The organism is Clostridium kluyveri DSM 555 (assembly GCF_000016505.1).
Lineage (GTDB): Bacteria > Bacillota > Clostridia > Clostridiales > Clostridiaceae > Clostridium_B > Clostridium_B kluyveri.
Window position 1 is genome coordinate 2,434,836 of the sequence record NC_009706.1, and the last position, 13,504, is coordinate 2,448,339.

Annotated in this window: 12 protein-coding genes and 1 pseudogene; 3 read left to right on the plus strand and 10 right to left on the minus strand. The window is 32.9% G+C overall.

The features are described 5' to 3' along the window. Nucleotides 1–9 precede the first annotated feature (9 nt). A pseudogene (locus CKL_RS21800) lies at nucleotides 10–502 on the minus strand (transposase); the annotation flags it as partial. Between the two features lie 481 nt (nucleotides 503–983). Here CKL_RS21800 and CKL_RS11590 point away from each other — a divergent pair. Further along, nucleotides 984–1,430: a MarR family transcriptional regulator gene (locus CKL_RS11590; protein WP_012102711.1), complete on the plus strand. Its 447-nt coding sequence runs from the start codon at nucleotides 984–986 to the stop codon at nucleotides 1,428–1,430. 5 nt (nucleotides 1,431–1,435) lie between these two features. Then, nucleotides 1,436–2,659: a GNAT family N-acetyltransferase gene (locus CKL_RS11595; protein ID WP_012102712.1), complete on the plus strand. Its 1,224-nt coding sequence runs from the start codon at nucleotides 1,436–1,438 to the stop codon at nucleotides 2,657–2,659. Nucleotides 2,660–2,796: 137 nt separating this feature from the next. Here CKL_RS11595 and CKL_RS11600 read toward each other — a convergent pair whose 3' ends face one another. From CKL_RS11600 to CKL_RS11620, 5 genes are all read right to left on the minus strand, one after another. Further along, nucleotides 2,797–3,354: a DDE-type integrase/transposase/recombinase gene (locus tag CKL_RS11600; RefSeq protein ID WP_341271440.1), complete on the minus strand. Its 558-nt coding sequence runs from the start codon at nucleotides 3,352–3,354 to the stop codon at nucleotides 2,797–2,799. A 208-nt stretch (nucleotides 3,355–3,562) separates the two neighbouring features. Continuing rightward, complete coding sequence (locus CKL_RS11605; protein ID WP_012102714.1) at nucleotides 3,563–4,015, minus strand: MBL fold metallo-hydrolase; 453 nt, start codon at nucleotides 4,013–4,015, stop codon at nucleotides 3,563–3,565. Nucleotides 4,016–4,164: 149 nt separating this feature from the next. Next, nucleotides 4,165–5,262 carry an amidase domain-containing protein gene (locus tag CKL_RS11610; RefSeq protein WP_012102715.1) on the minus strand — a complete coding sequence of 366 codons (1,098 nt, stop codon included), beginning with the start codon at nucleotides 5,260–5,262 and terminating at the stop codon, nucleotides 4,165–4,167. A gap of 119 nt (nucleotides 5,263–5,381) precedes the next feature. Beyond that, on the minus strand, nucleotides 5,382–6,278 hold the full coding sequence (locus CKL_RS11615) for a M15 family metallopeptidase (RefSeq protein WP_012102716.1): 897 nt from the start codon (nucleotides 6,276–6,278) through the stop codon (nucleotides 5,382–5,384). A gap of 178 nt (nucleotides 6,279–6,456) precedes the next feature. Then, nucleotides 6,457–6,849, minus strand: a complete 393-nt coding sequence (locus CKL_RS11620) for a helix-turn-helix domain-containing protein (protein WP_012102717.1) — start codon at nucleotides 6,847–6,849, stop codon at nucleotides 6,457–6,459. 230 nt (nucleotides 6,850–7,079) lie between these two features. Between CKL_RS11620 and CKL_RS20315 the strand changes: the two genes are divergently transcribed. Then, complete coding sequence (locus CKL_RS20315) at nucleotides 7,080–7,241, plus strand: hypothetical protein (protein WP_012102718.1); 162 nt, start codon at nucleotides 7,080–7,082, stop codon at nucleotides 7,239–7,241. Nucleotides 7,242–7,332: 91 nt separating this feature from the next. Here CKL_RS20315 and carB read toward each other — a convergent pair whose 3' ends face one another. From carB to CKL_RS11640, 4 genes are read right to left on the minus strand one after another with little or no spacing between them, the layout of a single operon-like run. Then, a complete protein-coding gene (gene carB / locus CKL_RS11625; RefSeq protein ID WP_012102719.1) occupies nucleotides 7,333–10,551 on the minus strand; it encodes a carbamoyl-phosphate synthase (glutamine-hydrolyzing) large subunit in 3,219 nt (1,072 codons plus the stop codon). 21 nt (nucleotides 10,552–10,572) lie between these two features. Beyond that, entirely contained in the window at nucleotides 10,573–11,637 is a 1,065-nt protein-coding gene (gene carA, locus CKL_RS11630; protein WP_012102720.1) for a glutamine-hydrolyzing carbamoyl-phosphate synthase small subunit, read from the minus strand. A gap of 14 nt (nucleotides 11,638–11,651) precedes the next feature. Beyond that, a complete protein-coding gene (argF, locus tag CKL_RS11635; RefSeq protein WP_012102721.1) occupies nucleotides 11,652–12,662 on the minus strand; it encodes an ornithine carbamoyltransferase in 1,011 nt (336 codons plus the stop codon). 16 nt (nucleotides 12,663–12,678) lie between these two features. Then, on the minus strand, nucleotides 12,679–13,479 hold the full coding sequence (locus CKL_RS11640; protein ID WP_012102722.1) for an ABC transporter substrate-binding protein: 801 nt from the start codon (nucleotides 13,477–13,479) through the stop codon (nucleotides 12,679–12,681). Nucleotides 13,480–13,504: the final 25 nt, after the last annotated feature.

Genomic DNA, 13,504 nt, shown 5'->3' on the forward strand with positions numbered 1-13,504 from the left:
AGCAACCTTGGTAATCCTTCTAGCACCATAGGTTTCACTCGATTGTTTATGCACTCTTTTTATTTGGACAGCAAGCAAAGCATTATCTCTTTTTCTTTTAGTAATAGGTCTTTTTAACCAATCGTAGTAAGAGCTTCTCTTAATATCCAGTACCTCACACATCTTTTCCACATGAAATTCGGAGTTATTGTCATAAATGAATTTATATCTTATTTCTCGGGCCTTGTGAAGATACGTATAGCCTTTTTTAATATGGCATTTTTCTCCTCTAAATCAGGCCATTTTCTTTTTAAGTAATCTTAACTCTTCATCCTCTCCGAAGCTTTCCTTTACCAGGAAATGCGCTATCCCCATGCGTTCCATATTCCTTTACTCATCTTCTAACTGCTGCTTCACTAACACCGATTTCCCTTGCTACATGAGTCACTTTTCTACCTTGTTCTGTAATTAATTTTATTATTTCTTTTTTATATTCTACAGAAAACTCTCTTCTTTTCCCCATTTGTTAGACACATTCTTTCCCATGTGTTTATTATACAGTCTTTTCTATGTGTCTACCAAATCGGGTATACTCCAATATCTTAAAACGATTGAATGTTAATATTAAAGCTCTACTTGATTATTTGAAAAATAATCTCTTACTTACAGGTATCGTGTTCTTAATTATACTTGGGTGGTATCGTACAATGCTTCATTATACTTCTATAATCAAAAGCACTCTTAACAAGAATTAGTACAGGTGAGAACTTAAACAATTACTTGAAACTACCAAACGGCATATAAAAAAGTCATTATTTAGCAGACGCTACTTTGCAGTCAAATACTGTGAAACATTGTCAAAAGGCGGCTTTGGAAATCAAAGCCGCCTTTTGCCTTTTTTAGTCGGACATTTATTTGCCCTCTTGACTTTCAGCCCTAATTCGTATTATGCTATATATAGTACGAATTAGGATTATATTTTGCCAAAGAAAGGGAGGTCATAAATGAAAGAATATCGGGAGGAAATCAGACGGATTATGATTTCTGTCAACGTGATTGATGGAATCTATGCTATTGGTGCAAAAAAAATAGGAATTAAAGACAACACTCTCTCTTTGCTTTATGCGTTAGATGACGGGAAACCTCATTCGCAGAAAGAAATTTGCGAACATTGGCTTATTCCCAAAACAACAATTAACACTATTGTCAAGGAATGTGTTGATGCAGGATATATTGTTTTAGATGCGAGTAATCACACGAAAGAAAAGGAAATCCGTCTTACCGATAAAGGACAAGAATATACAAGAACAATACTTAATCAAGTTTACGAATTAGAACGGCGGGCTATGGAAAAGACTCTTGCCAGTTATTCGCCGAAATTCGTGCATGCAATAGAACAATTTACAGCTTATTTGAAAGAAGAGGCCGAACATTTCAGCTATGGAGAGTGAATGATATGAACAGTACAGACAAGGAAGAGATTTTTCCTTACCGCATACGAGATTTGACAACGAATGATATAGATCAATACAACGCATTACTCCGTTATGCTTTTCAAGTAACGGAGCAGGATTTGATAAATGCAGGTTGGCAAGGTGATGAAATTAAGCAATCAAAATTTCCTGTATTAGAGCGTGCCGATATACTCGGCTGTTATGACGGTGAGACCCTTGTTTCGCAATTTGCCGTATATCCCCTTAATATGAATATTTATAATGAAATCTACCCCATTGGATTTGTCACCAGTGTTTCCACCTATCCCGAATATTCCGGGAAAGGTATTATGTCAATACTGATGAAGAAAAGCCTGATACGCATGAGAAAAAAAGGGCAATCGTTAGCGCTGCTATACCCGTATTCCATTCCGCTATATAGGAAATATGGATGGGAGATTATATCTAACAAAATTTCTTACAGCATTAAGGACAGGCAAATACCTTCAAAATCAAAAGCTCCGGGAAGCGTTCACCGTGTGAACTGGGAGAATGAGGATTTTATGAACCTGCATATGCAGTTTGCAAAGCAGACACATGGTTGCCTATTCCGTAATGCTTTAGCTTGGGAGGAATATTGGCGGTGGGATTACGACGATACGGTAGTTGCGATTTATTACAGCGTGGAGAACAAGCCTCTTGGATATATGGTGTACCTAATTCGGAACGATATTATGCATATCAAAGAGATGATTTATCTCAACCGGGAAGCCCAAAAGGGATTGTGGGAGTATATACACGCTCATGACTCTATGATTGACGAAGTGCGTGGAAATACCTACTTCAATGAACCCGTTGCGTTTGATATGGACGACGGAGATATTAAAGAAACGATACGCCCTTACATTATGGGGCGCATAGTAGATATAGAGGAGTTTTTTTCTCATTATCGCTGCGATCCTTTAGAAAAGAATGTATGTATTTCTTTTGAAATCACTGATGGGATATTGGATTGGAATAACCGTACATTTAACATTCTGTTTAACGAGGGGCACTGTTCACTGACAGACCAAAAAGCTGATTACCATGTTGCCCTGTCGATTGCCACTCTGACGACTTTGTTGCTCGGCTATAAAACCGCGATACAGCTTTATCGCACGGAGCGTATACAAGGGGACGAACATTCAGTGCGAAGATTGGACGATGTAATTTTGCACGAAGCTCCCTATATTTCAGACTATATTTAATGCTTCAAAGAAAGGATTTGTTATTTTGTTTGCACATATAAAGCCGAGAACTTGTGTGATTGCACTTTTAGGAAGTGCAATCGAATTAACCCCCTAATTTTGGACAGAATCTAATAAATTCTTCATTTATCTTAAATTTAGACCCTTATTTGAATATTTGTTAGGTTTTCTCCAAAATAAAGGTTATAAAATTCATGTGGAGCCATAAATCTTAAACTTGAGTGTAATCTCTTATTATTGTAGAATTCCATAAATTCATTTACTATTTTATATGCTTCCGCATAGCTTTCAAATTTATTAATTCCTAAACATTCATCCTCAAGTATTCTGTGAAATGATTCTACATGTGCGTTTTTATTTGGTGTCTTCACTGGTATTCTCTCATGTTCAATTTTAAGTTCTTCACAGCATTCATTAAATTTATGGCTTATAAACTGAGGTCCGTTGTCTGTTCTTATTACTGGCTTTTTAGAACCTTCCTCAAACAAGTTTCTTCTTATTAAGCACTTTCTAAGTAGTGCGGCAGCATCTTTAACCTCACAGTGTAAACCCATGTGGTAATCTATAATGCTCCTATCAAAGATATCAATTAAATTTAGTAAGTAGAAGAACTTATCTTCACCTTCTATGTAGCCATATTTTATATCCATTTCCCATAATTGATTTGAGCCTGTTATAGTTCTGTTGACTGCAATATATGGTTTGTGTTCCTCAGACCGAGTCCTTCAGATTTCACCTCACGATGGACACCCTTGTCTTTGACTAATGGTTGCTACTACCAAGCCCCACAACGGACTTTCACCGTCAAGCTGTTGCCCAATGCTGGGCGCACCTAAAAAATGACTATGGTTTGAACCATAATCATTTAAAATACGTAATTAAATTTATTTAGCATATACAGATTTATATAAATAGAATACTATCATTTACCATATATGAAATAGCTCCTCTCTTGTGTCCTGGAAATACAATAGCTTTTATTTTTATATTTCCTATATTTAATACATCTCCATCCTGTACTTTTATATATTTTGTTCTGTTTTTCTTCTTCTTATTGAATTCCATATATTTTAATTTTTTATCAAACACTTTTGAGGGTATGTAAATATTTGAATTTTTGAATAATTTAATACCTCCCATGTTATAGAAATGGGGATAAGTTATAAATACATTAGAAATAGATTCAGGTTTAATGTCTATTTTACCTAATTCCCTATTTACAACACAGGGAATAAAACCCGAATTAAAACATACAGCAGCTCCATAATTAGAATAAATAAAAAAGTTAGAAACAAGTGTTCTCACTACATATACATTACCTGATATCTTACGAGTCTTACCTAATTTAAATACCATATGTTTTCTCTCCTATTTATACCCTTCGTTATTCATGGTAAAATATTTTTTCTAATTGTATCATATCCCATTTCTATTAATTTATACACCGTATTATCAATTCACAATTCACAATTTACAGTTCACAATTATAGATTGATTTCAGTTATTTAATAATTCACGTGTATTAGCCAAAATTTTATATTTTTGTCACTCCATCCAAGATCCCAAGGTACTTTATTTCTGTCTGTATTATGACAGCTTACCAGAGAATATCCTCGGCAGTCTGCACCTGTCACCATTGATATATGAGTAATATCCCCTTTTTTTTCATATGCTACAAAATCTCCTGGAAGAAGCTTGTAAGAAGCCTTATAAACTTTCTCATAGCTGCCATGGGCAATAACTGAAGCTCTTCCACTGTATATCATATAATCTTTAAATCCATCTGCATTCAGCCAGGCACTAGTGGCTCCTGAACTATCATAATTCCAGGAACGATTTTTTCTGAATTTGCCTCCTTCATGTAATATTTGGGATGCAAAATTGGCACAATCTCCCCCCTGAGAATTATAATTTCTATATTTTTTATTATATACATAACCATGTTTTTTTTCTGTAGCTATGCCGCAGTATTTATCCGCATATTCCACTGCAGATTTTCTTCTATCTCCTATGCTTGAAAGATCCCTTTCATTTTGAGATAGTATATATTGTTTTATGGAATCAACCTTTAAATTATCTAAATTAAGAGAATCTGCAAAAGGATCTTTATACCACTCTTTAGTTATTATCCATTTATTGTCCTTTTTGGCTACATTTAATACATGAGAGGTTCCTATTCTACATCTATTTATAATTTCAGGACAATTTTCATATACATATTTATATTCTGTTGAGCATATCAAATTTACAGAAAACTTGTCACCTTTTCTCCTAATTCTTTTTATTACTATATCAGGAGTAATATCTGTGAACTTCACTCCCTGCTTTTCTTCCCAATTTTCAAGATATTTTTTCTTGGTCTCTTCATGTTCATAGGCCCAGGTGCCATATTTTGTGTTTTTGTCATAGCTAACTTCTATTAATTTTAAATCTCCATTTAATATGGCCTTATTTCTATTTCGAAATATTTCCTGTATGGAATTTGATATTTCTTCTTTAATAAGAGTTTCCTCTTCCTGTGCTCTTATATAAGGCGATATGCAAAATATAAATAGAATTATTACAATAAACTGTATAAAATGTTTCTTTGGAAAAAATTTCATAATTGTACTCCTCATATAATTATAATTTAACAGTTATCAGAGTTCATATAATTTTACAATTATTATTCCCATTAAAAATAATAATCACTCTGTAAATTTCAGGTGTTAAATATGTTAATTTATAGCTTTTCATCTATTTTTTTTATACAGTTTTTCACCATTTCATCTTCACAGGGTACATTTTCATACCAGAATTTATCATTTTTATTCTCATGTCTAAAATATTTAGTTTTCAAGATTATTTCCGGTCTATACTCAAAATGCAAAATATCAAAGTGACTCCACTTACCTCCCCAAACAAAATTATTTTTTTCAAATATTTCTACGATCTCTTTAGGATATTCTTTCAGTCTGCTATCTCCCTCTTCCTTGGATACCCACTTCCAATAATCTCTTCTATCTCTAGCGAGATCTATAGCTATTCCAAAAGCATGAGGACTTAATAAACTAGTTCCGGAAATACACCTATAATTAAATGTACCACTACCTGGAAATAAGCATCTTGAAATATCTGCCCTTTTTTGTGACAGCGGAATAAGCTCCTTCATAACACTTTCCAGAGATTTTGAAGCATCATTGTTTCCATTAAACTGAAAACTACCATATCCTAGGTTAACTCTTTTTAAATTAGCTTCTACAGAACTTTTATTGAGTCCATATACTTCCTTTAATAGTGGATAAACTCTAAATCTCCCCGGATCCATATCCTTATCCATAACTTTATTTATGAATTCCTCTGGATAGGACTGTTCCATCATATCCTGCAGATCTGTGTTATTCAACTTTTCTTCAAAACTTTTTTTCTTTTTATCATCATATAAAACTCTTTTACCGGATTTAGTAATCAAATATACATCTTCATTACTGTCTTTTTCTATATCAACTATATAATCCTTATATGCCATCATAAGACATAAAATATCCTGTTTCATTGTAATATCATAATTACTTGACAGAGCTTTTACAGGACTTACCCACAGACAGCTGAACATTATGATTAAAATCATTTTTTTCATAAAATATGTCCTCCAATCTTTGAAATATATAGAGTAAATATTACCTTTAATTTATGTTGTACACTCTATATTAAGCTTATACATTGGAGTTATTACCGAATTTAGCTTATATAAATATTGTAGCCAATGGTATAGAAATTTTAACATTTTACATGCAAATTTCTATACCACTGGCTACCTATCTAATATAAGGTAAAATAAGTTTCACCATGCTTTCAATTAAATTTAACTCTTTAGGAGAGCATGTCTCCAGTAACTTATGTAATACACTGCTGCTTTTTTTATCAGCTGCTGAATTATATTCTTTAAATTCCTCTTTTATAATATTTTCATTATTTTTACATTTATCCTTTCCATATATCAAATAATCTGTTGTTACACAAAGAGAATTTGCTATTTTAACTAATGCTGTAAGACTCATTTGTCGTTCACCTCTCTCTAGTTGTCCAATATAAAGTGCGGAAAGATCCACAATTTCAGCAAATCTTTCTCTTGTTAAATCTAATTTTTCTCTATTTTCACGAATTCTAATCCCCATTTCCTGTTTATTAATTATATTTATCTTCTTCATTTGTCTTCACTCCTGTCTAACCTCTTAAGATAACTTTATACATAACCATTAATTAGATAAATAAGCTTACTGTAAACAAATATTATTTGCATTTAGCATATTTATTGTGTAAAATTAATTATGTAATTAATCTGCAAACTTAAATTTTAGAATAAGATACAATTATATGTAAATTAGGGAGAAGCTATCTGATATTTCAAATTTTAAACTATACATTTGGAGTGTTAAATTTGTCAAAAAAAGATATTTATAAACTAAGAAAAAAATTAAATTTATTAATTCGTGAAAGAGATAATTTAGATCGAGAAATTTTAGAAGTAAATAATAAACTGGACAAAATTATAGGAGAGCTTATGCATGAAAATATAAAAAGTACTCTGGATACAGAATAACTTCTCAAAAATCTAGTTTGTAGAATTAAAATGATAAAATCGTTGATGATTTACAATTTATCAACGATTTTATTATTTTTGTTTACTGGAACTATATATTTATAATTTTTTTATTTAAACTTCCCTGTAGATATTCGCTCATAGTTCTATATTCTACAGTTCCTCCCTTTTTATCTACGAATATGGCATCTGCATAAACGTCAGCCGTATCTATGCAGGTAAATACCACTTTGTCATGAGCCAGGGCCATATGCCTTAATTTAAACCCTTCTCTTGTACCATCATATCCTTGAGTAGGTATATTTATAACTATATCTATTTTATCTTCTTTAATATAAGATATTGCATCTTCTATAGAAAGCTTGCTGCATTTTATGCCATTTTCCTTTAAGAACTTAAATGTTCCAGAAGAAGCAATTATATTAAAATTCAAAGAATTATACTTCTTAATTACCTCTAGAGAACTGCACTTATCCCTGTCATTTATACATACATATAAATTGCCTTTCTTAAAAATTTCAACTCCCGCAGCTTTAAATGCCTTGTATATTGCCTTATCTTTATCGTAGTCAACTCCTAGAACCTCTCCTGTAGATTTCATTTCCGGTCCCAAAGCTACATCTACTCCAGGCAGTTTTTTACTGGAAAATACAGGCATTTTTACAGCAAAAATATTACTGTATTTATACATATCCTGTTTATAATTAAATTCTTTTATTTTTTTACCCAGCATAACTTCCACGGCTATTTCCACCATAGGAACATCAGTAACCTTACTCAAAATAGGTACAGTCCTTGATGCCCTTGGATTTACTTCTATTACATATATTTTATCTCCATCAAAAGCGTATTGAACATTTAAAAGACCTTTAACATTTAATTCTCTAGCTATATTTACCGTATACTCTTCTATTCTCTGACACACCTTTTCAGGTAAATCGGAAGCAGGATATATAGCTATGCTATCCCCTGAATGTACTCCTGTTCTCTCCACATGTTCCATTATCCCTGGGATTATTAAATCCTGTCCATCTGATATGGCATCCACTTCTATTTCCCTTCCAAGTATATATTTATCTACAAGTACAGGATGCTCTTTAGATAAATTTACCGCTTCTTTTAAATACCTTTCTAATTCTTCAGGATTATAAACTACCTTCATAGCTCTTCCGCCTATTACATAAGATGGCCTTACAATAACTGGATACCCTATTTCAGAAACCAGTTTATAAGCTTCTTTCAAACTGGTTACAGACCCTCCTATAGGAGAATTTATATTGAGCTTTTTGAGGAGTATTCTGAATTTTTCCCTGTCCTCTGCCAGATCTATGGACTCAAAAGAAGTTCCAAGTAAATTTACTCCCCTGTCATTTAATTTTTTAGATAAGTTCAAAGCAGTTTGTCCCCCAAATTGTACTATAACCCCATCCACTTTTTCTTCATTTATTACATTCATCACATCATCTATATAGAGGGGATCAAAATACAATTTATCTGAAATGTCAAAATCCGTACTTACGGTTTCAGGATTGTTATTTATTATAATAGCTTCATATCCTGCCTTTTTTATAGCCCATACACCATTAACACAGCAGTAGTCAAATTCTATACCCTGTCCTATTCTGATAGGACCGGAGCCTATTACAAGTATTTTTTTATTATCTGAAATAACATTATCATTTTCAAGATCATAGCAGGAGTAATAATAGGAAGTTTTAGCTTCAAATTCACCGCTGCAGGTATCTACCATCTTATATACCACTCTTATGCCGTTTACTTCTCTAAGCTGCTTTAAATCTTCCAGCTTCATACCCATCAAATTACAGATGTATTCATCTGTAAATCCCATTAATTCTGCTTGATGAATGATATCTACATTTGGTACATTACTTACCAATTTATTTTCCATATCTATAATATTCTTTACTCCATATATAAACCATTTGTCTATTTTAGTTATTTCATAGAGTTCATCTACACTTATTCCTTTTCTAAGAGCTTCTGCCAGAGCAAAAAGTCTCTCATCATCTTCTTTTTTTAATTTATCTATTATTTGAGATAAATTCATGTCTTCAAATTTATCCAGTTTTAACCCCACTATCTTTCCTTCAAGACTTATTACTGCCTTTAAAAGAGCACTTTCAAAACTCCTGTCTATTGCCATAACTTCACCAGTAGCTTTCATCTGGGTTTTGAGAGTTCTATTGGCAGTCTTGAATTTATCAAAAGGCCACTTAGGCATTTTAACTACACAATAATCTAGTGCCGGCTCAAAAAGAGCACTGGAATTTCCTGTAACATAATTTTTTAGTTCATCTAGAGTATACCCAAGAGCTATCTTAGCCGCTATTTTAGCTATAGGGTATCCTGCAGCCTTTGAAGCCAGTGCACTGGATCTGCTCACCCTTGGATTCACTTCTATAACCATATATTCATTGCCGCTTGGATTTAGTGCAAATTGAATATTGCACCCTCCTTCTATTTTCAACTTTCTTATTATCTTTATAGAAGATCTTCTAAGCATCTGATATTCCCTGTCCGTAAGGGTCTGTGACGGTGCAACTACAATACTGTCCCCTGTATGTATTCCTACAGGATCCAGGTTTTCCATATTACAAACTACCATACAATTATCTTTTTTATCCCTCATTATCTCATATTCAAGTTCTTTCCATCCAGCCAGACTTTGCTCTAACAATATTTGATTTATAGGACTTTCCTCCAGCCCATTTTTACATATTTCCAGGTATTCCTCATAATTGTCTGCAATGCCTCCTCCAGTTCCTCCAAGAGTATACGCTGGTCTTATTATAATAGGTAAACTAACCTTGTCTAAAAAAGATTTGCACTGCTCTAAATCTGTAGCAATAGTACTTAAAGCTATGGGTTCCTCTATTTCTTCCATTAAATTTTTAAAACTTTCCCTGTCCTCGGCATTTTTTATTGATTCAGTTTTTATTCCAAGAAGCTCCACATTATACTTTTTTAATATACCAAGTTTGCCAAGTTCCATAGCCAGATTAAGAGCTGTCTGTCCCCCAAATCCCGCCAGAACCCCATCTGGTCTTTCTCTTTTTATTATTGCCTCTAGTGATTCAACAGTCAAAGGTTCTACATAGGTTTTATGTGCAATATTTTTATCTGTCATTATAGTAGCAGGATTACTATTTACAAGTACTGTTTCTATACCCTCTTTTTTTATGGCTTCACAAGCTTGTGTTCCCGAATAGTCAAATTCTGCTGCCTGGCCTATTATTATAGGACCTGAACCTATTATTAAAACCTTCTTCAAGTTTTCTCTTAACGGCATTATATCACTTCTCCTTGTTATTTATACTAAAGTCATCAAACTTAAAAATTTATCAAACAAATAACTTGTATCAGTAGGTCCTGGAGAACCTTCAGGATGAAACTGAACTGAAAATATAGGTAAAGTTTTATGTCTAAATCCTTCTACTGTATTATCATTTAAATTAACATGAGTTATTTTTATATTGTTTTTATCTAAACTATCCCTTTTAACAGCATAGCCGTGGTTTTGGGATGTTATAAAGGATTTATCCGTATCACTGTCATACACACCGTGGTTGCCACCCCTATGCCCAAATTTCATCTTATAAGTGTCTCCTCCAAGTGCAAGAGACAAAAGCTGATGTCCAAGACATATGCCGAATATAGGAACAGTACTTATCATCTTTTTTATTACTCCTACCACATCATATACATCTTTAGGATCTCCCGGTCCATTACTTAAAAGTATACCTTTAGGATTTATGCTCATTATGTTTTCATAAGAAGTGTTATATGGAAATATAGTTATATCACAATTTCTACTCTTTAGATTTTCAATAATATTATTTTTTATGCCAAAATCTAACACTGCCACTCTAGGGCCATTTCCCTTAATCTTTTTTATAGAGGAAGTACTTACCTGAGCCACCAACTTTTCATCATCATAAAAATTCAACATATTTTTTATTTCATTTATAGATTCATTCTTGCTGCATATGACACATTTCATAGTTCCACTGGCTCTTATTTTTTTAGTTATACTTCTAGTATCTATACCACTGATACCTACAATATTGTTTTCTTTTAGGAATCCTTCAAAACTATTTTCACTTAAATAATGAGATGTGTCATTATACATATTCTTTACTACTATACCTTTTACCTGTATTTTTTCCGATTGACTAGAATTATAATTTATACCATAGTTGCCAATGTAGGGATAGCACATAGTTATTACCTGCCCTGCATAGGAAGGGTCTGTGAGTATTTCCTGATATCCTGTCATTGAAGTATTAAATACCAACTCTCCCACAGTTATCCCCATCTGCCCTATGGCCTTTCCCATAAACACAGTGCCATCTTCTAAATATAATATGGAATTCATAATATTACCTCTTTTCAAATATTTCCTGGGCTCAAAGTTGCTACCATAACTGCTTTTATAGTATGTAATCTATTTTCCGCTTCCTCAAATACTATGGAAATTTCCTCATTTTCAAATACATCCTCTGTAACTTCCAATGCCTCATAGCCAAATTCCCTATATATTTCCTCTGAAACTTCAGTCTCTCTATTATGAAAAGCTGGAAGACAGTGCATAAACTTAACTTTTTTGTTCTGGCAGGCTTCAATTAACTTCATATTTACCTGATAAGGCATTAAAGTTTCTATTCTTTTTTTCCAGAGGGATTTTTCCTCACCCATGGAAAGCCACACATCTGTATATATAATATCTGCCCCTTTTACACTTTCATATATATCTTCACTAATTAATATATATCCCCCGTTTTCTTTGGCCATCTTTTCACATTCTTTTACCAGTTCACCTTCTGGAAAAAGTTCTTTGGGAGTTATTATTTTAAAATTCATTCCCATTTTTGCAGCGCCTATCATAAGAGCTTTTGCCATATTATTTCTTCCATCACCAATGTAGACAAAATTTATATCTTTCAAAGGTTTATCTACATTTTCCTGTATAGTTAAAAAATCTGCTAGAACCTGAGTAGGGTGATCTTCATCTGATAGTCCATTCCAAAGGGGTATGCCCGAATACTCTGAAAATATCTCCATATCCTTTTGAGAAAATCCTCTGTACTCCACCCCATGAAACATTCTTCCCATTACTCTGGCAGTATCTTTTATAGACTCTTTTTTACCTATATGGCTTCCTGTAGAACCTATATAGGTTACATTTGCACCTTGGTCATAAGCACCAACTTCAAATGAACATCTAGTTCTTAAAGAATCCTTTTCAAATATTAATGCAATATTTTTTCCCTGTAGTCTTTTCTTTTCTTTTCCGCTGTATTTTTCTTCTTTTAATTTTTTAGAAAGTTTAAGCAGGTATTCTATTTCTTCTGGCATAAAGTCCTTTAAAGTTAAAAAACTTCTACCATATAAATTGTTCAAAATATCTCCTCCTAAGTTAATCTTTATAGGCATCAAACCCAAACCATTTTACAGAAAGCTTGGATAGAGTTCCATCCTTTTTCATATCTCCGATTATTTTATCCACTTCATTTTTAAGAGAATCATCTTCTTTTCTATAAGCTACACCCATAGGCTCTTTACTTAATATACCCTCTAGCATTTTAAATTCGTCTTTTTTCTTCTGGATATAATATCCTCCTACCTGTTGATCTATTATGGTAGCATCTACTCTGCCTATTGACATATCTTGAAATGCTTCAGTTACCTTATCATATTTTTTTAATTCTTTAACCCCTTTTATACCATTTGCTACATTTTCTCCAGTAGTTCCAAGTTCACAGGCTATAACTTTTCCCTTTAAATCATCTACTCCCTTTATATCTTCTCTTCCATTCTTAACTGTAATAACCTGTCCGCCCACTACATAAGGTGTAGAAAAATCAGTAGTCTTTCTTCTCTCATCCGTTATACTTATAGAGGCAATGGCTGCATCAAATTTTTTGGAATTAAGGGCTAGTATAATTCCATTGAAATCCATAACCAAAAACTCTGCTTTTACCCCCAGTCTCTTTGCAACCTCATTGGAAAAATCCACATCAAATCCCACCAGCTGACCATTTGAATCTCTAAATTCCATAGGAGGATATCCTTCTTCAGTTCCTATAACAATTTTTCCTGACTTTTTTATATTTTCCAGTAGGTTAGAACTTGTATCTTTTTTAGTGCTACTTCCACAACCTGTAAATAATATTGCACCAAATATAACAGTAATTATAATTGCAGTTATTTTTTTCATTATCAGTCCCCCAAATTTAAATAAG